Below are 20,256 nucleotides of genomic sequence, written 5' to 3' on the forward strand. Positions count from 1 at the left end.
ATTTTAATTTATTCTAAATCGCCCTTGCTTGGGCGAAGGAGTTCAAGGTAATATGTGCATCTATCATCAGATACTTTTTCTTGATATTTTTTATGTTGTTTTAAAAATTCTTGCATTAATTGTTTAAAATTACTAAAGCCATAGTTTTTAGCTTGAAAATCAGAGTATTTCTTTTGCATTAAAGAATTAATTACTGCATACTCAGCTCTATTTCTTTCATCTATTAGATTTTCAATTATTTGTTCTAATTCGTGCTTTTGTTCTTGTGGGATAGATTTTAATTTATCTTTGTCATTTATTTTTGCTTTTTCATTATCTAAATAAAAAAACTCATTAAATGAATTAACATAAGATTTAATAGATTTACTTGTTCCTATTCCTATTGCTAATTTATTATTTTCTCTTAATTTTTGAACTAAACTTGTATAATCACTATCTCCCGAAACTATTACAAAAACATCAATTTGCTTTTCATAAAATATACTTAAAGCTTCGGTTGTAAGATACATATCAGATGAGTTTTTGCCTGATGAGGTTGAGAATTGTTGCATTGCAATAATGCCATAATCAAATATTTTTTCACGCCAATTTTGGATATTTTCTTTACTCCAATCAGCATAAATTCTTTTAATAATAACATTGCCATAATTTGAAGCATAGTCAAAAATGTCTTTAGCATATTTTGCAGGAACATTTTCAGCATCAATAAAAACTGCAACGCTATTATTTTCTAACATCTCATTCCTTTTTTATCTTTTTCGTGTAAAGATTATAAATTGCTCTTGATAAACCATAGATAACATAAGCACTCATAATTAATGTAAATATTTCTAAAGGAAACAAAAATATTAACGAGCATGCAAAAATTAAAACAATTAATGCTTTTAATATATTTGCTTTTTTAAATTCAATCTTTTTAAAACTAGGATATCTAACATTGCTTACCATTAAAAATGATAATAAAAATGTAAGAAAAATTATGAAAATCCCCATAAAATGAGAACCATCACAATGATGTTTATAAAACACTACCCAAACTCCTAAAACAACAGCTGCGGTTGGTATAGGAAGTCCTATAAATACTCTAGGATCATAAGTGCCTGTGGTTACATTAAATCTTGCTAAGCGAATTGCTCCAAATATAATAAAAAGAGCCATAGCAAGTGAGCCAAGTCTTCCGTATTCTTGACCTAAATTAAAATAAAATAATATTGCAGGTGCTACACCAAAAGCTATAATATCAGCCAAGCTATCAAACTCAACACCAAATTTTGAAGCCGTATTTGTAAGTCTTGCAACTCTACCATCCATTCCATCACATATCAAACTTACAATAATTAAAATCATAGCTTTATCATAATCACCTTTAATTGATGCAAGCATACTTAAAACTCCTAAAAAAATAGAAGCCGCTGTAAATAGATTAGGTAAAATATATGCTAGTTTATGAGAATTTTTTTCCATTTTTTATTCTCCAATTCTTGCTATATTAGAATTAGCCAAAATTTTATCTCCAACACCCACTAAAAGTGTGCTATTGTATGGCAAAACAATATCTATTAAGCCTACTGAGAAAAATCCTATCCTTTGACCTTTTAGAGCTTTATTTGTATTATATATTGATTTTACGCAGTATTTAGCAGGTTTAAAAATACAAGATATTTCTTTGTTAAAAGTAATTTTAGTAGCATTTGAATAAAAATTATCATTATATTTTAATCCATTAATTGCTTGCGTTTGAATATTATCTGATTTTATAACACTTCTTATTTCTGATGAATTAAGAAATAAACCGCAGTAAGTTTTATCTAAAGTTAATATTATTTTTTGATTTTCTTCATCTATATTAATTTCTATTACTTTTGCATCAATAGGACTTACTATATTATTAATATCATCGTCTGTAATTTCTCTTTCTACTCTTTTATAAAATAAATGTAAAAAAACTAAAATTACAAAAAGCAAACAAGAAAAAGAAAAAATCCAAGTAAAAAGTATAAAAATTATCCAGGCTACTAAAATTATTCTTTTTCCACAATCTGCTATTAAATTCATTTTTCAATCTCACTTAATCTTGTTTCTAAGTTATTTTCTACTTCGTAGTTTTTAATAATATCCCTTACTTCACTACCTTCAATAACTTCTTTTTCATAAAGTCTTTCTACCATAGTTTCAATGGCACCACTATATTGTTCTAATGTAGTAACTACGGCATTAAATCTTTCGTTTAGTAAATTTTTAACATATTCATCTAGTTTTTGAGCCATATCATCTGAATAGTCTTTTATGGTTTGACCACCACCTAAGAATTGATTTCTTTGCTTTTCAAGAACCATAAGACCTGCAATATCACTCATTCCATACATTGAAACCATAGCTTTAATAATATCAGTTGCACGCTCTAAGTCATTGCTTGCACCAGTTGATATTTCTTTTATAAATACATGCTCAGCTGCACGACCACCTAAAAGAACATCAACTTCAGCTATTAATTCATGCTTTTGCATTAAGAATTTGTTTTCTTCAGGAGTATTTAAAGTATATCCAAGTGCAGCTAAACCTCTAGGAATAACTGATACTTTTGTAACTTTTTTAGCACCTTTTGTAGTTTCTGCAATTAATGCGTGTCCGCATTCATGATAGGTTACTATTTTTTTCTCTTTATCGCTAATTCTTCTTGATTTTTTCTCAAGTCCAGCGATTGCACGCTCAACTGCTTCGGTCAAATCGCTTTGTTCTACTTCTTTTTTATTATTTCTACCTGCTAAAAGTGCTGCTTCATTGATTATGTTTGCTAAATCAGCTCCTGCAAGTCCAGCTGTAAGTCTTGCAATATCTTCAACTTTTACTTCTTTAGCAATTTTAACATCTTTCATATGAACGCTTAAAATATCGCATCTTCCTTTGAAATCAGGCTTATCAACTAATACTTGTCTATCAAAACGACCAGGTCTAAGTAATGCAGCATCTAATACTTCAGGTCTATTTGTAGCTGCTAAAACAATAACAGGACTTTCAGAACCAAAGCCGTCCATTTCTGCTAAAAGTTGGTTTAAAGTTTGTTCTCTTTCATCGTGTCCTCCCATGTGAGAGCCTGCAGCACGAGATTTACCAATAGCATCAATTTCATCTATAAATATAATTGCAGGAGCTTCTTTTTTTGCATTTTCAAACAAATCCCTTACACGACTAGCACCAACACCAACAAACATTTCAATAAAACTTGAACCTGAAACACTAAAAAATGGAACTTCAGCTTCACCAGCTACTGCTTTTGCTAAAAGTGTCTTACCTGTTCCTGGAGGTCCTACTAATAATAAGCCTTTTGGTATTTTTGCACCTAATTTAATGTATCTTTCTGGATATTTTAGAAAATCTACTATTTCTTTTACTTCTTCTTTTGCCTCTTCAACTCCAGCTACATCATCAAATTTAACTTTTGGCTTTTCTGAATTAACTAATTTTTTAGAATTGCCAATCCCTAGTATTCCACCACCCATTTTTTTTTGCATTCTGCTTGTAATAAAGCCCCATATTGCAAAAAATATAAAGATAGGAATAATCCAAGTAAATAATAAATTTGATAAAAAGTTATTTTCTGAATAAGAAGTATAATTTACATTTTTTTCATCTAGTAATGTAGTTAGATTTGAATCTCTTACTAGATTTGCTGTATAGTTTGTATTAAAATTACCACTACCCTTTATTTGAGTTTGTCCTATTTGAACTTTTGTAATTTCACCTGACTCTATTTTTTTCTTAAAGTCTGAATAGCTTATTTTATTATTGTTATCAGCTAATCCGCCTTCTTCAAAAAATAAAGAAAACGCACCGAATACCAATAGTGAAAAAATCAAAAATATTACTATTGGATTTTTGTTAGAATTCTTATTTTCATTATTATTCATTTTTCACCTTATACACTAAAGTTAGCCAATCTCCTTTTAATTTCTCATCTACTAAACACAATGAAGAAAATTGACTTTTAATTCTTTCTGAATAAGTATTTAAAATACCAGAAAGAATTAAAACTCCGTTCTCATTTAGTCTTTTTATTAAATCATTTTTTATTATAAGTATTACATCAGCAATTATGTTAGCCACTACTAAATCATATTTTTTATTAGTTTTATCACAAGAGCCTTGCCATATATCGTTTAAGCTAAGATTGTTTAGTTTAAAATTATTATTTGTGCTAATTACTGCAAGCTCATCAGTATCACACGCATCAACGCTTAAACCATATTGAGCCATAACAAGAGATAAAATCCCACTACCACAGCCAACATCAAGCCCTGTTTTACAATCTTTAGTGTATTTTTGCAAGAACTCAACACATGAATTTGTGCTTTCGTGATGACCTGAACCAAAAGCTAAAGCTGGATCTATTTTTAGATTAATACAACCAACTTTAGGCTCTTGCCAAGTAGTATGAATATATATATTATCTATTAGTATTGGTTTTATGTTCTTTTTATATTCGTCTATCCAATCTTTATTTTCTTTTTCGCTAAGAGAATAAGAAAGGTTTATATTTAAATTACAATCATTAAGTCTTTGTTGTAATTCATCTAAAGCAAAAATTAAATCATCAAGACTTTTATTACTTCTTATTATTAATTCATTGTTTTTTTCTTCAACTGCATCAATATCAAATGCAAATACAAAATCACTAATAAACTCTAAATTATTTGTCTTAATAACTAATTCTTGATAAGTTTTTTGCATAATTATCCTAAAACATCTTCTAGTTTTTCTTTTAAAACTTGTGGAGTAAATGGTTTAACTATGTAGTTATTAACCCCAGCTTTTAATGCTGTAATAACTTCTGCTTTACCACCTTCGGTTGTTACCATGATAATAGGCATATCAGCATATTTTGCTTCTGCTCTTACTTTTTTAACAAGCTCAAGACCATTCATTTCAGGCATATTCCAGTCGGTTATTAAAACATCAATATCACTATTTGCACATAATAACCCCCAAGCTTCTACACCATGTTCTGCTTCTAAAACATCTTCATGACCTAATCTTTGTAAAGTATTTTTAATAATTCTTCTCATTGTAGAGCTATCATCTACCACTAATAATTTCACTTTAAAATCCTTTTAATATTATTTGATGGTGCGTTTAGCGAGACTTGAACTCGCACACCTGCTGGCACTACCCCCTCAAGATAGCGTGTCTACCAATTCCACCATAAACGCAAAAAGGCTACCTTTAAGTAGCCTAACTATTATAAAAATGGATTACCGTATAGTAATAATAATCCTATAACTAATACATAGATAACTTGTGCTTCAATTAATGCGATTGCAACGAACATTGTTGAAGTTAATTTACCACCTAGGCTTGGGTTTCTTGCGATTCCTGCAATTGTTGATGCAGCAACATTTCCCATACCAATAGCACCACCGAATGCTGCTATACCAAGTCCTATACCAGCAACTAGAACAGAATAAGCTTTAATAAGCCCTTCAGCACCTACTTCACTAGCATAAGTAAAGCCAGTTAAAGCAAATAATAAAAATAAAAACTTTTTCATAAAAGTCCCCTAAAATATATTTAATTTTCCTTTCGGATTGCGTATCCCCTACTAGAAAAATTATGGCTTATATTCTATTAAGCTAAAGTAAATAAATTAAGACCTAGCAAAAAAACTAAGTGTAGTGTTGCCGAATTTTTTACTTTTAAATAAAGTGTAATTTCCTGATTTAAATTCTACTTTGCTAGAATGCTCAATTATTACTATATCACACCCTGAGTTTTCAAAAAGTTCTTGGATTTTAAGATAAACATCGCTAAAACCATCTCTTATATCAAATGGCGGGTCAAGATAAAGAATAGTTTTTTCATTTTTTAAGTTTTTAATGATTGTTGGTAAAAGCTTAAAAGTATCATCGTTAAATACTTCTATATTTAAATCTTTTGTATTTTTTAATGCACTTTTAAAAGCAGCTTTATCAATTTCTACTGCATAGGCTTTTTTAGCATAATTGCTAATCGCTTCTATTGCCATACTAGCACTTCCACCAAAGGCTTCTATAAAAATATATTCTCTTAATTCATCTCTTAAAACATTAAAAACACAAGATTTTACAATACTTTTTGTAGCTCTTGTTGTTTCTTTTGATGGATTTTCTAAGGCTTTTCCTTTTAAAAAGCCGCTTTGAACTCTTAAAACATTATTTTTCATACATTAATTGGATTAAATCGTATTTGAATTTATTAAGTAAATTATCAAGTTTTTCTTCAAAACTTAAAACCTTATTATCATCTTGATTAATTGTGCTTGAAAACTCATATAAAGCTTCAATTAATTGCTCTTTACTAAAAGGAAGCTTTAAATGAGCATTTTTAAAACCTATTATAAATTGAGGTTTTTTTGCGTGCATAAGTTTTTCGTCAGTTATTAAAAAATCGCAATCTTTTTTATTTACTAAATGTTCTTTTAAAAATAAAATCAAAGTTCGCTCTAACAAAACATCTTTACACGCAATAGATATTTTCATACTAAGCTAACCTTTAATTTATGATTTTTTAAACTTGCTGGAATAATCCCATGTGCTAATGAAATAAACTCAGCAGCGTGCAAAATATAAAAATCACTAAAATCTCTATTTGAAACTCTTTGTAATTCATTGCTTAAAGTATCAAACATTTTAAAGCTTGAACCATCAGCTACAACTAAAAAATCAGCCCCACTATCATAAGCATCTAAAACAATTTTTGCTGCTTTTTTATATGCTAATTCTTCGTCTAATTCTAAGTATCTAATTCCGTTTTCAAATTCTTGAGTTTCAAAATTAACTAATTTTGCCTTAGTTTTTGATAGAAAATGTAAAAACAAATCAATAGTAAAACCACGATAAACAGCAACATTAAAACCATTAAAATCGTTTTTGATTTCTATATTCTGTAAATCTTGAATTACACAAGCTGTGTTTTTATAATTTTTCTTAGCATAATCAAGTAAGCTAACATCACAAATTAAGTTTGTTTCGCCCATACAAGCATCAAATTCTTTTTTATATTCGCTTGGTTTGTATTCTTGTTTTGTATATAAAGATTTCATATAAGTTTTTCTAAAATCACCTTGAAGTAGATTTGAAAAATTAAAATCATCATTAATTAAAGTTATCATCTAATCTCCTTTTGATGCTTTAAGCTATTTTTAATTTCTTCGTAAATTTCGTAGTCTTTGTATAAAAACGGCTTTAAATTTACAGCATAATCAATTCCGCCTTCTTCATCAAAAACAATATCTAAAATTTCTTTTCTTTTATTAGGATATTTTTCAAGAAGTTTTGCTGCAAAAACAAAAGCACTATCTCCTAAATAATTTTCATTATATTCACGAACATCACTTGCGTAATATAAAAATTTATAAGATTTATAAAGCTCAAAATCACTCTCATTACAAATATTTTTGAATTTTTCAAATACTTTTAAAAAGTCGTTATTATCGCACATTAAATCAAGCTTAGCTCTTTTTAAATCAATTGCACTTAGGCAAAAATCATTTCCAAAAACTTTTAATAATTCAAAAATCTTTGTATCTAACGATAAAACCTTATTATCAATTCTTACAAACTCACTAGCACAAGGCATATTAAAATATCTATCTTGCTCTTTTACTAATTCTAATACATTGTAAAGCGTAAAATCTTCATTACAATTTCTTAAATCAATTTCGTAAGGTTTGTAATAAAACTCATAATCTCTTGTTGCGTCAAATCTAAATACTCTTAAAATAAAACTTTTCATAACACTTCCTTTTTTACTAATTTATATCAAAAAAATGTTATAAATTATTAAAAGGATTTAATATGTATTTAAGAGCAAACACTCATTCAAAAATTGATGTTTATTTTTCTAAAAATTCAAATGATTTCGTAGTTCGTGAAATACCATTATATGAATTTAGTGGTTCTGGAGAACATTTGATTTTGCATATACAAAAAAAAGATTTAAGCACAAATGAACTACTAAAAGATTTAAGTGCAGCAACTGGCGTAAAAGCAAGAGATTTTGGTTATGCAGGGCTTAAAGATAAGCAAGGATTAACTTTTCAATATATTTCAATGCCAAAAAAATATGAAAAAGAATTAGCAAATTTTTCTCATGAAAAATGCAAAATTATTGATACGTTTTTACACAATAATAAGCTAAAAATAGGGCATTTAAAAGGCAATTCATTTTTTATAAGATTAAAAAAAGTTAATAAAATTGATGCTTTAAAAATAGAGCAAGTTTTTAATAATATTAAAGAAAATGGCTTTCCAAATTATTTTGGCTATCAAAGATTTGGCAAAAATAATGATAATGCAAAAACAGGTTTAGAAATCTTAAAAAACGAATTAAGTTTTAAAAATAATAAGCTAAATAATTTTTTAATTTCTGCATTTCAAAGCGAATTATTTAATACATATTTATCAAAAAGAATTGAGATTTCAAGATTTAGCAATGATTTTTCAAAACAAGAATTATTAGCACTTTATAAAGATAAAACCTTAGTAGATAATCTAAAAAAACAAAAACAATTTTTTAAATTATTTGATAATGAAATATACGAGCATTATCCTTATGGTAAGGTATTTAATGAGAATTTGGAAGAAGGTTTAAAAAGATTTTTGGCAAGGGATATTAGCCCTTCAGGAATAATCTTGGGTGCTAAACCTAAATTAAATGAAGGATTTTTGGGAGAAATTGAAAATAATATTTATAAAGATTATTTTGATTTATTAAAAACTCAAAATGGCTCTAGAAGATATTTATGGACTTACACAAGTAATGAAAAGCTAAATTATAACGAAGAATTAGCACAACTTAGCCTTGAGTTTAGCCTTCAAAAAGGCTCATACGCAACAGTAGTGCTAGATGAAATAATACACTTAGAAAGGAATGAAGAATGATTTTAATTACAGGTGCAGCTGGTTATATTGGTTCAATTACTAGCTATCATTTTTTAAAAAATAATTACAAAGTTATAGGTCTTGATGATATAAGCACAGGAAATTCAAGGGCTTTAGAGGTATTAAATGAGTTTAGTGATTTTAAATTCTATGAAGGAAATTTCGGAGATACAAAATTGCTTGAAGAGATTTTTAAAACTCATGATATTAAATGCGTAGTGCATTTTGCAGCCAATACAAGCGTATTTGAGAGCACTCAAAATCCATTAAAATACCATGAAAATAATGTCGCTAATATGATTAATTTATTAAAAATTTGTGAAAAATACAATATGAATAATTTCATATTTTCAAGTTCTGCAGCAACTTATGGAGAGCCAAAGACAAGTGATTTAATCAAAGAAGACTATGAAAAATCTCCTATAAATCCTTATGGGCTTACGAAATTAATGGGTGAATATATTTTAAATGATTTAGCTAATGGTAAAAAAGATTTTAATTATATAGCACTTAGATATTTTAATGTTGCAGGTGCAAGTTTAATTGCTCCTTTAGGACAATTTAGCAAATCAACTTTGCTTATAAAAATCGCAGCTGAATGCGCTGCAAATAAGCGTGAGAAAATGTATTTATATGGAGATGATTACAATACTCTTGATGGAACTTGCGTAAGAGATTATATACATGTAGATGATTTAGCACTAGCTCATATTGAAGCTTTAAAATTTTTAGAAGATAAAAAGCAAAGCGAGGCTTTTAATGTAGGATATTCAAAAGGAACAAGTGTTAAAGAAGTAATTGATATTATGAAGCGTGTTAGTGGTAATGATTTTGTAGTTGAGATGGCTAGTAGGCGCACAGGAGATCCAAGTTCGTTAGTTGCATCAAATGAAAAAATAAAAAGCCTTACAAATTGGCAATATCACAACGATGATTTAGAATTAATCTGCAAAAGTGCTTACGAATGGGAGCTTAAAATCTAAACCAAATTCCTATTTCAAATTCCTTGCAAAATCTTTGGAATTTGAATTAGGATTTTAAATATAAAACAAACTAAATTTTAGTGATATTCTAGACTTTAAAAACCAAATTTCTATTTAAAAAAAATAAAATAAGAATAAAAATCTTTATTTACTACCAATTTAAGCCTTATTTAAGAATGGGGGGGGGTATTATATCGCCTTAATTTTATTTAAGGAGTTTCAATGAAAATTTTACCTAACGAAAACATCATCTATAAAAAGCGTGGAAGTTTTAAAGCTTTTTTTGATTGTTATGTTTATTCTAGAAAATATAAAGAGGTCAGTAGTGCTTGGTTGTCTTGGTTTATACGCTTATGTTTATTATTTTTGGTTTTTGCAATGTGGATAGTTTATGGTTTTTATGGTATTAAAACAGATATAGGCTTAGAATTAATAAAACTTTTATTATGTATTGAATTAAATATTTTCTTAATTCCTTTATGGATACAAGCATTTAAATATATAAGCCGTTGCAATCGTCAATTTGACATAATAACTAGAGTATTGGGAAGCAGTATGCTTACGGGTTTTGCTATAACCTTAACATTTATTGCATTTAAAAACATAACTTTATCTCAAACTCACTTATTATTAGGTATGTTTTGTGCAACATTAATTGTTATTTTATCTATGTTGTATTGGTTATGCAAAGCAAAATCATCTTTAATAATAATAACAAACAAAAGAATGCTAATAAAAACTGGTATTATTTTTCAAGATTCAACCATTGCAGATCTTAAAAGAATTGCAACTATTGATGTAAAACAAAGTGTTACCGGAAGTATTTTTGGATGTGGTGCTTTAGCCTTTCATGGTTATGGAATAGGTGGTTTTTGCTTGCCGTTTATGTCAAATCCTACTGCATTGCGTGATGAAATCCTAAAAGCTCAAAGTGGTATAACTGATGATGAGCAAAAAATATACGATGATGCGTTAGATGAATATTAAAAATAATTATATGTAAATTGATTTAGAAGGATATTGAATGAAAAAAATAATTGTTTGTTTTATACTATGGCACTATTTATTAGTGCTTGCTCTAATGATAAAGCAAAAGAAAATAATGCTAATAATGAAATAAATAATAAGACTATTGAAGTGAATAAAATTAATCAAGATATATTTAAGGTTAGCATTCAAGATAAGACTGAAGAAAATTTTTTGACTAAACAATACGAAACAACAAGATATTTAATTCTAACAGCTAAAGATGATATAGAAATTACAAAAATTACAGCAAATCGTGGTGCATGTGAGGTTCAAGATAGGAATTATGGCTCATATATTGGTAATAATGTTATATCAGGAAATATTCCGGCTAAAATATGTTATAAAAATGTATTAGATGTTTACCCTGATTTTGTGTTTGGTTCTTATCCGGGTGATTGTAAGGCATTAATAAAATGGCTGGAGTTAAGTGGGGATTGTAAATATTTTTATAATACTTGGTTTGATGTATTAGAAAAAGGAAATCAAAATTATATTAAATCTTGTAAAAAAGCTAAGGAACAAGCTCAAGGAAACTACTATTATGATTATAAGTTACCTATGAAATTTGGTAAAACTGCAAAATTTTCTATAAGCAAATGTTCTGAAGTTTTAGAAATTACAATATTTACAAATAAAGGTGATTTTACATATACATTTTAATTTATTTAATCCTATTTCGTAGTTCTTAGATAAAGGAATTTGAAATAGGAATTATTATTTGCAATTTAGATTGTATCTTAGTTTATAATCTGTAAAATGCTTTGGATAAGGGACATTTACTCTAAATGTTTTTGCAGTATTTTCACTAATTATTCCATCTATTTCAAAATCATAAGAATAAGAATTTTGTAATTTTTTAAGTTTAAAAATACTTGTATGTTTGCTTGTATCAAATATGCTTCCATCAACTTTTTTAACATTAAGATTCATGATTCTAACATTTAAATTACAAGTTTTTAAAGGCACTTTGCCGTTATTATAAATTTGACCTTGAATTATTACATTATTTTGCGATTTATAATCATCAACATTTCTTAACTCACTTTTTTTAAGTACACCATCAAGAGTAAGTAAAACAGAATAGGTTAAAATCATCATAAACACAAAAAGCGTGAATGAAAATGTATATAATTTTATTTTTTCTTTAAAAAAATAATATAGCAAATATTGAGCGAAAATATATATCACAAATCCCGCAAAAATTGTAAAAATATGAAAGCTTGATAAATACATATTACTCCTTTAAAAGCAAGTTATAAATGTGCTTATTGTATATTTTTTCACATTACTTGGTATTATTAAAAATGATTTTTCATAAGAATTAGCTGGTATATCTTTAAGAACGATTTCTATTGTTTTAATAGGCTTAAGAGTGTTTTTAATTAAGACAAAATTATTTTTGCTAGGCTTTTTTATGCTAAATTTGATTTTGCATATTTTAAAATCTTTTTGAGATTTATTGTGTAGTTTAAAATCAAGAAAAATATTATCGCTAAATAATAATTTTTCGTTTTTAATAAACTCAAGTTCAGCAGGGCGATAGGTCATATTTATATAATTTTCACCCATAAAAAACAAAACAAATTCACCTATAATTCCAAAAATTATTAAAAATAATGAAAAAACCGGAAATCTTCTTAAAAATATAGCAAGTATTAAAATAATTATAAAAAACAAAAAGCAAAGCCCAAGAAGTATTAAATCTTGGGCGTAAAAATTAGCTAAATAAAAGCTTATCGAATCTAATATTTTTTGCATTAATTATTATAGCTTGTAGTTCTTTTGGTGCTTGCATTATCAAGCCAAATATTAGGAACTGCACCGCCAGGTGTTAAGAAAATCTTAGCATCATTATTAACCTTTAAAGCTTCGTTAAATTGTCTTTGAGTTTCAATCTGCTTTAATTCTAATAATTCTTTGCTTATACTTTTTGCTATTTCTCTGTTTGCATAAGCTTGAGCGTCTGCTTCTATTTTTTGAGCGTCTGCTTTACCTTGTGCTTCAATGATTGCTGCTTTTGCTATACCTTCTGCTAAAGCTGCTTTTTTAAGCGCTTCTTGATTTGCACGCTCAACTTCGTATTTTGTTCTTTCTGCTTCTTGTTTTGCGATTTGAACTTTTTCAATTTGCTCTTTTACATTAGTTGGCAAAATAATCCCACGAAGCTTAACGCTTTCAAGTAATACAGGTTTATTTGCTTGTGCGTCTACACTTTTTCTTGATTCAAGTTCAATTGCAGTTGCTATTTCATTACGCTTAACTGCTAGTTCTTCAGCTGTATATTTACCTACAACACTTCTTACAACTTCTAAAATAACAGGGTCAATTATTTTATTTTCCCAATCAAGTCCCCATTGAGCAATGGTTTGTGGTGCATTACTTGCATCAAGGCGATATTGAACGGTAATATCAACTGATACAGGCAAGTTTCTTGCATCGGTTACTTTTATTGATTCTTTATTAATAATACTTTCTTTACCATAAGTTCTTTCGTTTGCACCTTCATAGCTTGCATAATTTATTTGTCTTACTTTAGTATCAATTATTAATACTTTTTGAAAATATGGAATTATGAAGTGAAAACCTGGTTGTAGTGCGATAGGATCATACTTACCAGTAGTTGATCTAATACCTACTTGACCTGAGTTAATTACAACGAATGGTTTTGAAATAGCGACAATTAAAAATATTACAATAGCAGCAATAATTACGCCATTAAATTTACCAAAGCCTTTAAAATTAAAATCAATATTAAAATCTGATTTTTTATTTTCATTTTTTTTATTTTTATTGAAATAATCATTCAAATCTGCTGGCATTTATACTCCTTATTTTTGATTAAAAAGGCATTTTACATTGTATAAGTTTATAATTAGAAAAGACTTTATAAAAGCATAGATTTGTTGATAATTTGCTAAAGATTATGTAGTTTAAATTCCTATTTCAAATTCTTATAATTTTAGAGCGATTTAACGCTCTAAAAATTAAATATAAGTTAGCCAAGAAGCGTATTTTTCATTTCTTCCATATACTATATCAAAGAACGCATCTTGGATTTTTTTAGTCATTGCACCACGAGAGCCATTTCCTATGATTCTGTGATCAAGCGAATTAATAGGTGTGATTTCTGCTGCAGTTCCTGTAAAGAATGCTTCATCGCAAACATAAATTTCATCTCTACTAATTCTTCTTCTTTCAACGCTAATTCCTAAATCTTTAGCGATTTTTAATACTGAATCTTGAGTGATTGATTTTAGAGCATAATCATTTGGAGGTGTAATTAATACGCCATTTTTAACCATGAAAAAGCACTCGCCTGTACCTTCTGCAATAAATCCTTCTTCATCACACATTAAAGCTTCTTCAAAACCTGAATTAATAGCTTCATATTTAGCCATCATTGAGTTTAGATAGTTTGCACTTGCTTTTGCTTTATTAAAGTTTGCTTTTGTGCTATTTCTCATTAAAGATGAGCAACATACTTTAATTCCTTTTTCTAATCCTTCTTCACCTAAATAAGCACCCCATTCCCAAGCAGCAATTCCAACTCTAACAGGAGCTTTTGCATGATAAATTCCCATAATTCCATCACCTAAGAAGATTAAAGGGCGAATATAAGTATTTGAATTAAATTTATTTCTTCTTAATAATTCAATTTGAGCGTCTTCTAATTCTTTTTGAGAAAACGGAGGTGTAATAGCTGTTATTTTTGCACTTTCTAATAATCTTTTTGTGTGATCTTGTAATCTAAAAATAGCCATACCATTTTCAGTCTTATAAGCTCTAGTTCCTTCAAAAACAGCATTTGCATAGTGTAAAGAATGAGTTAAAAAGTGAACTTTTGCATCAGCAAAATCAATAATTTGTCCATCCATCCAAATGTAATCAGCTTTAATTGCCATGACATATCCTTTAAATTAATATTTTTTGGGAAGTTTAACAGAATTTTCATAATAAGTATTTATTTTTTTCACATAGAATAAAAATTAATAAGGAGAAAAAATGGTAACTAATAAAAATTTTTATTTAAATAGAAGAAATTTCTTAAAATTAGGTGCAGGAACTTTAGTTTCAAGTAGTGCAATAGCTGAAGAATTAAGTAAAACAAATCTTGATTTAGTTCCTAGTGATAGTGAATATGCTTATAATTATGTTAATTTTTATGAATTTAGCACTAATAAAAGCGAATGCGTAAAACTAGCAAATAAGTCTAAATTAAATGAAAAAGCAATTTCAATAGAGATTAGTGGTTTATGTGAAAATCCAATGACCTTAACTGATTTATCAGCTTTTAAAATTATTGAAAGGGTTTATAAATTACGCTGCGTAGAAGCTTGGAGTATGAATTTACCTTGGCAAGGCTTTGAATTAAGAGAATTAATTAATCTTGCAAAACCTACAAAAGAAGCAAAATATGTAAAATTTACAAGCTTGTATGATCCTGATATATTTCCTGATCAAAGATTTAATGGAGTGCTAGATTATCCTTATGTAGAAGGCCTAAGGCTTGATGAAGCAATGCATCCATTAACCTTGCTTGCAACTGGTCTTTATAAAGAAAAATTAAAAGCTCAAAATGGTGCTCCTATTCGTTTAGTTATTCCTTGGAAATATGGATTTAAATATATTAAATCAATAGCAAAAATTGAATTTACAAAAGAACAGCCTATTAGCTCATGGGAGAAATACAATCCTAAAGAATACGGATTTTATGCAAATGTAAATCCAAATGTTGCACATCCAAGATGGTCTCAAGCATCACATAGAGTTTTAGGTAGCTTTTTTAAAGAAGATACGCAAATGTTTAATGGTTATGAAGAAGAAGTTGGGTATTTATATAAAGATTTAGATTTAAGAAAGAATTTTTAATGATATTTGCAATTAAAGTTCTTTTAGTTTTATTATCTTTTGGATATTTTGCAGCATCTATTTTATTAGGTTATGATTTTGTAAAAGATATATATAAAGCAAGCGGACAACTTGCTTTAATATTTTTATTTTTAAGTATTATTTTGCCAAATAGATTTATCATTTTTGTTAAATTTTTTGGCAAATTATCTGGCTTTTATGCAATTTTGCATTTTTTAAATTTCATTATTTTAGATAATCAATTTGTATTAAAAGATTTGCTATACAACATATTAGCAATAAGAAATCTTTTAGGTTTTATAGCATTTGTTTTTATGGTTTTAATGTTTTTTAAAAAATATTTAAATTATTCTAATTTTGTGTTTTTATTACTTGCGTTTCACTATTCTTTGAGTGTCAAAATTCCTGAAACTTTGCATTATTTGGTTATATTTATTGCATTTTTATTGTTATTTAGGAGTAAAAGTGATATTCGGAAAAATTGATTATATTAATTTATTGCCTTTACATTTTTATTTAAAAAGCTCTAAATTGCCAAGTTATGTTAAAAAAAGCATTGAGTATAAAAAAAATGTTCCTGCTAAACTTAACAAGGCTTTAAATGAAAAAAGAATAGATTGTGCAATAATTTCAAGCATTGAAAGTAAAAAAAGTAAATATAAGAATTTAAATGTTGGTATTTGTGCTAATAAAAAAGTTTTAAGTGTCTTAGTAGAAAAAAACTCAACTCAAGAAAATGATAAAGAATCAGCAACTTCGAATGCTTTAGCAAAGGTGCTTGATTTAAAGGGTAGGGTGATTATCGGAGATAAAGCATTAAAAGAATATGTAAAAACGCCTGAAAACTATATTGATATGTGTGAAAAATGGTATGACTTAACCAAACTACCATTTATGTTTGCAAGATTTTCAAGTGTTAAAAATCATAATCAAGCAAAAAAAATATTTAATGATTTCATAAAGCATAATTTAACTCCTAATCAAAGAATTAAAATACCTAATTACATTTTAGAGCATTTTTCTAACACTAGACAAATAAGTAAAGAAGATATAAAAAACTATTTAAATTACATATATTATAAAATAGGTAAAAAAGAATTAAAAGCTTTAAGAATTTATATTAGAAAGACAAAATATAGTGGCTAATTAAAGCCACTAATAATTATTTCTTTTTCTTTCCGCACTTACTTGTTTTGCAAGCTGTTGCAGCAACTTTGTCTTTTAACACGCTGCTAACTTTAAATTTAACAACTTTAGTTGCAGGAACTTTAATTTCTTTACCTGTGCTTGGAACTCTTGCAGTTCTTTCTGCTCTGTCAGCTGTTGAGAATGTTCCAAATCCGTTGAATGGAACTGATTCACCTTTTTCTAATGACTCTGTTAATGCTTCAATGAAAGCATTTACAGCTGTTGTAGCATCTTTTTTAGAAAAACCTGCTTTACCAGCAACAATTGAAATAAAATCCGCTTTAGTCATCTAAAACTCCTTAATATTGAATAAAAGCCCTATTCTACAATAAAAAATCAATAATTAGCTAAAAAATGGCAAAAAATTGTATGAAAAAGTAGTTTTTTGGATAATTTATAAAAAAATATTTTTCTTTATATTCTTTTAAGCTAAGAAATATATAATTTGCGTTTTACTTTTAAAAGTGCTTAGGTAGCTCAGCTGGCTAGAGCGCTGGTCTCATAAGCCGGAGGTCGGGAGTTCGAGTCTCCCCCTAAGCACCATTTTAAAATCCTATTTCAAATTCTTTCAATCTTTTTTAGCTTTTTTACTAGGTTCATCGTTTAAAATAGAGCTTATTCTAATTCCATTTAGATAAATTATCCAAGAAAAATAAACCCATATAAAAAAGAATAAAACAGCAGAAAAACTACCATAAATACTTGTATAAACTTGATTAAGAGATATATAAAATACAAATAATGACTTAAAAATACTCCAAATTAATGCAACCAAAAAGCTTACAAGTGCTATTTTTTTAGGGTTTAAGGTTTTGTTTATTGATATGTGAAAGCATATAAAAAATAAAGCCCAAATTATTAAAAATGGCAAAATACCTAAAAAGTTAAATTTAATTCCTATTGCATCTATGTATTTTTGTATTTTATAGCTTAAATAAAAGCTAGTAAGTAAGCCTAATGGTGCTAAGGTAATTAAAGACCAATATATGCTAAGTGATGAAAAAAAGCCTCTTTTTGCAGTATTGCTAATATGAGAAATCGTGTTTTCATAAGAATTAAAAAACATAAATAAAGCAAATACCATAGCAATAATTCCAGCAGCATCAAGCTTGGTGCTATTTTGTAAAAATTGTTCTATGTAGTTTATTGAATTTGCTTCTTGATTAGGCAAAATTATTCCTAAAATAAAATTATTAATTTGAGCGCTTTGCTCTTTAAAGCTTGGCATATGTGCAAAGACAAAAAAACTAAGTGATAATATTGGAATAATGTTTAAAACACTATAAAAACTAAGAGAGCTTGCGTGCTGTAAAATGCCTTTATCGCTTACATTTACAATTGTTCTTAAGATATGTAAAATCTTTTTCATGTTAGTCCTAAATAAATAAAAAATATTAAGTTCAAACTTATAACAAAAATTGCTAAATACCTATGTAAAATAGCTAAAAAACTAAGAATTATATAAGTAATAAAATAAGCAAAATCAAGCTTAAAATTAATCGCATTCATTTTAAAATCTAAAAATATTAATAAGTATTTATCTAAAAAATCTCCGCAATTAATTATATGTAAAAACAAAACCAAAGGATAAAAAATCACAAAAATTGGCGTTAAAATTATTCCAAATAATTGCTGAAAACTTAAAAGTGGGAAAAAGTATAAAACAGGTGCAACCATAGCAAAAAATGTGCTAAGCTCAAGACAAATTAATTTAAATAAATTATCAACTTTAAAATGATAAATAAACAAAAATATATAAAAAACCCCAAGACAAGAGAAGAAAAACCCAACATTAAACAAAAAACTAGGATTAATAGCAATGCAAACAAAAAAAGCTAAAAATAAATGAGCAAAACTAATAATTTTAATCGCTCTAATAATGAAATAAAATCCCAAAATAGCCATAACAAATGAGCGAAAATAGCTAGCAACTAGACCGATTTCATAAAAATATAAAGCAAGTATTATAAAAATGATTATTCCTAAATCAAAATGTATACTTCTATAAGGGAAAAATCGTTTTTGAAAATATTTATAAACAATAGAAAATATAAAGAAAAATATAGAATAAATAAGCCCTAAATGATAGCCTGATATAGCTAGTAAATGTGCAATTCCATAATAATTTACGCTATCTCGCAAATCCTTGCTAATACTTTTTGCAAAAAATAAAGCTCCAAAAAATTGCTTCATAGTTTCGTTTTCATGCTGATTTATAAAATATTTTACAAATGCGTTTTCGCTAATTTCATCTAATTCTTCTAAGGCATAGCTAGGTAAATAAAATCTAGCTTGTAAATATTCATAGAAGTTTAGCTTATTTTTGGCTGCAAATTTTAAGCTTATATGATTTGAGTTTATTTTTGAATTTGTAGTTGTATAAATTAACACATCTTTATAAGCAAGTGCTAAGACATAATAACTTTTATTATTTTTTGTCTTTAAATAATTATTAGTGATTTTTAACTCATAACTATCTTGCTCTAAAAATTCGCAAAAATCTAAGAATTTTAAATGAACTTGCAAACAAAACAAAGCAATCAAACTTATAAAAATTACAAAATATAATTTTTTGCTAATTTTTAGAGTTCTTCTGCTTTTTATATTCATCACATAAATCAGTTAAAAAACAATTATTACATTCTGGCTTTCTAGCTTTGCAAATATATCTTCCAAACAAAACCATTCCTTTATGTAATTTATCAAGGTCAGTTTTAAATAGTTTTGTAAGCTCTTTTGCGCAATCATTTGGAGTATTTGCGTTTGAGATTTTTAATCTTTTGCTAACTCTAAAAATATGCGTATCAACAGCCATAACATTTGCACCTAAACTCTCGCATAAAACCACATTAGCTGTCTTTTCTCCAACCCCTGCAAGCTTTATAAGCTCTTCAAATTTCATAGGTATAATTCCTGAATGAAATTCCATAACGCTTTTTGCCATTTTTATTAGATTTTCTGCTTTATTTTGATAAAAATTGCAACTTTTAATAAGCTCTTTTAAGCTCATTAATTTTGCATTAGATAAGCTCTTTATATCAGGGTAATTGCTAAATAGACTAGGGGTGATTAGATTAACCCTACTATCAAGGCATTGAGCTGACAACATAACACAAACTAATAATTCATAATCATTATGAAAAATCAATTCACTTTTTGCATTCTTATAATTTTCTAAAAATCTTTTTTTAATTTCTTTTGCATCTTTTTTCATTTTCTTATCTTACTATTTTTTTACACAACATTTGTAAAATGATATATCAAATCAATTG

General features: G+C 27.3%; 26 protein-coding genes and 2 tRNA genes. 8 read left to right on the plus strand and 20 right to left on the minus strand.

Features of this window, described 5'->3' with window-relative positions:
• Positions 1-8 precede the first annotated feature (8 nt).
• The 12 genes from AC1B00_RS01985 to AC1B00_RS02040 all read right to left on the minus strand — a co-directional run bounded on the left by AC1B00_RS01985 (position 9) and on the right by AC1B00_RS02040 (position 7,767).
• Positions 9-737, minus strand: coding sequence for an NYN domain-containing protein (locus AC1B00_RS01985; RefSeq protein ID WP_239817927.1), 729 nt, complete (start codon positions 735-737; stop codon positions 9-11).
• A gap of 1 nt (position 738) precedes the next feature.
• Entirely contained in the window at positions 739-1,464 is a 726-nt protein-coding gene (gene pssA / locus AC1B00_RS01990; RefSeq protein ID WP_239817928.1) for a CDP-diacylglycerol--serine O-phosphatidyltransferase, read from the minus strand.
• Between the two features lie 3 nt (positions 1,465-1,467).
• The gene (locus AC1B00_RS01995) at positions 1,468-2,055 is read right to left on the minus strand and encodes a phosphatidylserine decarboxylase (RefSeq protein ID WP_488847866.1); all 588 of its coding nucleotides are present in this window, start codon (positions 2,053-2,055) and stop codon (positions 1,468-1,470) included.
• Positions 2,052-3,908 carry an ATP-dependent zinc metalloprotease FtsH gene (gene ftsH, locus AC1B00_RS02000; protein ID WP_239817930.1) on the minus strand — a complete coding sequence of 619 codons (1,857 nt, stop codon included), beginning with the start codon at positions 3,906-3,908 and terminating at the stop codon, positions 2,052-2,054. Before ftsH ends, AC1B00_RS01995 begins: the two co-directional genes overlap by 4 nt.
• Positions 3,901-4,728 carry a 50S ribosomal protein L11 methyltransferase gene (locus AC1B00_RS02005; RefSeq protein ID WP_488847867.1) on the minus strand — a complete coding sequence of 276 codons (828 nt, stop codon included), beginning with the start codon at positions 4,726-4,728 and terminating at the stop codon, positions 3,901-3,903. The genes ftsH and AC1B00_RS02005 overlap by 8 nt, the downstream gene beginning before the upstream one ends.
• A 2-nt stretch (positions 4,729-4,730) precedes the next feature.
• On the minus strand, positions 4,731-5,096 hold the full coding sequence (locus AC1B00_RS02010) for a chemotaxis response regulator CheY (protein ID WP_214115879.1): 366 nt from the start codon (positions 5,094-5,096) through the stop codon (positions 4,731-4,733).
• 26 nt (positions 5,097-5,122) lie between these two features.
• Positions 5,123-5,207, minus strand: a tRNA-Leu gene (locus AC1B00_RS02015).
• A 29-nt stretch (positions 5,208-5,236) separates the two neighbouring features.
• Positions 5,237-5,545: a F0F1 ATP synthase subunit C gene (locus tag AC1B00_RS02020; RefSeq protein ID WP_239817932.1), complete on the minus strand. Its 309-nt coding sequence runs from the start codon at positions 5,543-5,545 to the stop codon at positions 5,237-5,239.
• 96 nt (positions 5,546-5,641) lie between these two features.
• On the minus strand, positions 5,642-6,196 hold the full coding sequence (locus tag AC1B00_RS02025) for an RsmD family RNA methyltransferase (protein WP_336611376.1): 555 nt from the start codon (positions 6,194-6,196) through the stop codon (positions 5,642-5,644).
• On the minus strand, positions 6,186-6,512 hold the full coding sequence (locus AC1B00_RS02030; RefSeq protein ID WP_239817934.1) for a hypothetical protein: 327 nt from the start codon (positions 6,510-6,512) through the stop codon (positions 6,186-6,188). Before AC1B00_RS02030 ends, AC1B00_RS02025 begins: the two co-directional genes overlap by 11 nt.
• Entirely contained in the window at positions 6,509-7,144 is a 636-nt protein-coding gene (locus tag AC1B00_RS02035) for an HdrB C-terminal domain-containing protein (protein WP_488847869.1), read from the minus strand. The genes AC1B00_RS02030 and AC1B00_RS02035 overlap by 4 nt, the downstream gene beginning before the upstream one ends.
• Complete coding sequence (locus AC1B00_RS02040) at positions 7,141-7,767, minus strand: DUF5644 domain-containing protein (RefSeq protein ID WP_488847870.1); 627 nt, start codon at positions 7,765-7,767, stop codon at positions 7,141-7,143. Before AC1B00_RS02040 ends, AC1B00_RS02035 begins: the two co-directional genes overlap by 4 nt.
• A 62-nt stretch (positions 7,768-7,829) precedes the next feature.
• Here AC1B00_RS02040 and truD point away from each other — a divergent pair, with 62 nt between their 5' ends.
• The 4 genes from truD (at position 7,830) to AC1B00_RS02060 (ending at position 11,587) form a co-directional block, all read left to right on the plus strand.
• Entirely contained in the window at positions 7,830-8,915 is a 1,086-nt protein-coding gene (gene truD / locus AC1B00_RS02045) for a tRNA pseudouridine(13) synthase TruD (protein ID WP_488847871.1), read from the plus strand.
• Complete coding sequence (gene galE / locus AC1B00_RS02050) at positions 8,912-9,898, plus strand: UDP-glucose 4-epimerase GalE (protein WP_488847872.1); 987 nt, start codon at positions 8,912-8,914, stop codon at positions 9,896-9,898. The genes truD and galE overlap by 4 nt, the downstream gene beginning before the upstream one ends.
• 222 nt (positions 9,899-10,120) lie before the next feature.
• Positions 10,121-10,885, plus strand: coding sequence for a PH domain-containing protein (locus AC1B00_RS02055; protein WP_488847873.1), 765 nt, complete (start codon positions 10,121-10,123; stop codon positions 10,883-10,885).
• Positions 10,886-10,918: 33 nt separating this feature from the next.
• Positions 10,919-11,587: a hypothetical protein gene (locus AC1B00_RS02060; RefSeq protein ID WP_488847874.1), complete on the plus strand. Its 669-nt coding sequence runs from the start codon at positions 10,919-10,921 to the stop codon at positions 11,585-11,587.
• A gap of 54 nt (positions 11,588-11,641) precedes the next feature.
• On the opposite strand, the gene AC1B00_RS02065 is transcribed toward AC1B00_RS02060, so the two are convergent.
• The 4 genes from AC1B00_RS02065 to AC1B00_RS02080 form a co-directional block, all read right to left on the minus strand.
• On the minus strand, positions 11,642-12,160 hold the full coding sequence (locus tag AC1B00_RS02065; RefSeq protein ID WP_488847875.1) for a DUF2393 family protein: 519 nt from the start codon (positions 12,158-12,160) through the stop codon (positions 11,642-11,644).
• A 9-nt stretch (positions 12,161-12,169) separates the two neighbouring features.
• Positions 12,170-12,685, minus strand: coding sequence for a DUF2393 family protein (locus AC1B00_RS02070; RefSeq protein WP_488847876.1), 516 nt, complete (start codon positions 12,683-12,685; stop codon positions 12,170-12,172).
• A complete protein-coding gene (locus AC1B00_RS02075; RefSeq protein WP_336611370.1) occupies positions 12,685-13,746 on the minus strand; it encodes an SPFH domain-containing protein in 1,062 nt (353 codons plus the stop codon). Before AC1B00_RS02075 ends, AC1B00_RS02070 begins: the two co-directional genes overlap by 1 nt.
• 165 nt (positions 13,747-13,911) lie before the next feature.
• Positions 13,912-14,829, minus strand: a complete 918-nt coding sequence (locus tag AC1B00_RS02080) for a branched-chain amino acid transaminase (RefSeq protein ID WP_239817943.1) — start codon at positions 14,827-14,829, stop codon at positions 13,912-13,914.
• Between the two features lie 100 nt (positions 14,830-14,929).
• Between AC1B00_RS02080 and msrP the strand changes: the two genes are divergently transcribed.
• The 3 genes from msrP to AC1B00_RS02095 are packed head-to-tail and all read left to right on the plus strand — an operon-like array spanning position 14,930 to position 16,942.
• Entirely contained in the window at positions 14,930-15,796 is an 867-nt protein-coding gene (gene msrP / locus AC1B00_RS02085) for a protein-methionine-sulfoxide reductase catalytic subunit MsrP (RefSeq protein WP_488847877.1), read from the plus strand.
• Entirely contained in the window at positions 15,796-16,281 is a 486-nt protein-coding gene (locus AC1B00_RS02090) for a cytochrome b family protein (protein ID WP_488847878.1), read from the plus strand. Before msrP ends, AC1B00_RS02090 begins: the two co-directional genes overlap by 1 nt.
• A complete protein-coding gene (locus AC1B00_RS02095; protein ID WP_336611367.1) occupies positions 16,262-16,942 on the plus strand; it encodes an MqnA/MqnD/SBP family protein in 681 nt (226 codons plus the stop codon). Before AC1B00_RS02090 ends, AC1B00_RS02095 begins: the two co-directional genes overlap by 20 nt.
• Positions 16,943-16,958: 16 nt before the next feature.
• Here AC1B00_RS02095 and AC1B00_RS02100 read toward each other — a convergent pair whose 3' ends face one another.
• Positions 16,959-17,273 carry an HU family DNA-binding protein gene (locus AC1B00_RS02100; protein WP_239817947.1) on the minus strand — a complete coding sequence of 105 codons (315 nt, stop codon included), beginning with the start codon at positions 17,271-17,273 and terminating at the stop codon, positions 16,959-16,961.
• A 177-nt stretch (positions 17,274-17,450) separates the two neighbouring features.
• Between AC1B00_RS02100 and AC1B00_RS02105 the strand changes: the two genes are divergently transcribed.
• Positions 17,451-17,527: transfer RNA gene (locus AC1B00_RS02105), tRNA-Met, on the plus strand.
• Between the two features lie 25 nt (positions 17,528-17,552).
• Here AC1B00_RS02105 and AC1B00_RS02110 read toward each other — a convergent pair.
• The 3 genes from AC1B00_RS02110 to nth are packed head-to-tail and all read right to left on the minus strand — an operon-like array spanning position 17,553 to position 20,198.
• Positions 17,553-18,353, minus strand: a complete 801-nt coding sequence (locus tag AC1B00_RS02110; RefSeq protein ID WP_239817948.1) for a YihY family inner membrane protein — start codon at positions 18,351-18,353, stop codon at positions 17,553-17,555.
• Positions 18,350-19,594 carry a ComEC/Rec2 family competence protein gene (locus AC1B00_RS02115; RefSeq protein ID WP_488847879.1) on the minus strand — a complete coding sequence of 415 codons (1,245 nt, stop codon included), beginning with the start codon at positions 19,592-19,594 and terminating at the stop codon, positions 18,350-18,352. The genes AC1B00_RS02110 and AC1B00_RS02115 overlap by 4 nt, the downstream gene beginning before the upstream one ends.
• The gene (gene nth / locus AC1B00_RS02120; protein WP_488847880.1) at positions 19,560-20,198 is read right to left on the minus strand and encodes an endonuclease III; all 639 of its coding nucleotides are present in this window, start codon (positions 20,196-20,198) and stop codon (positions 19,560-19,562) included. Before nth ends, AC1B00_RS02115 begins: the two co-directional genes overlap by 35 nt.
• Positions 20,199-20,256: the final 58 nt, after the last annotated feature.

The organism is Campylobacter sp. DY7 (genome assembly GCF_057802535.1).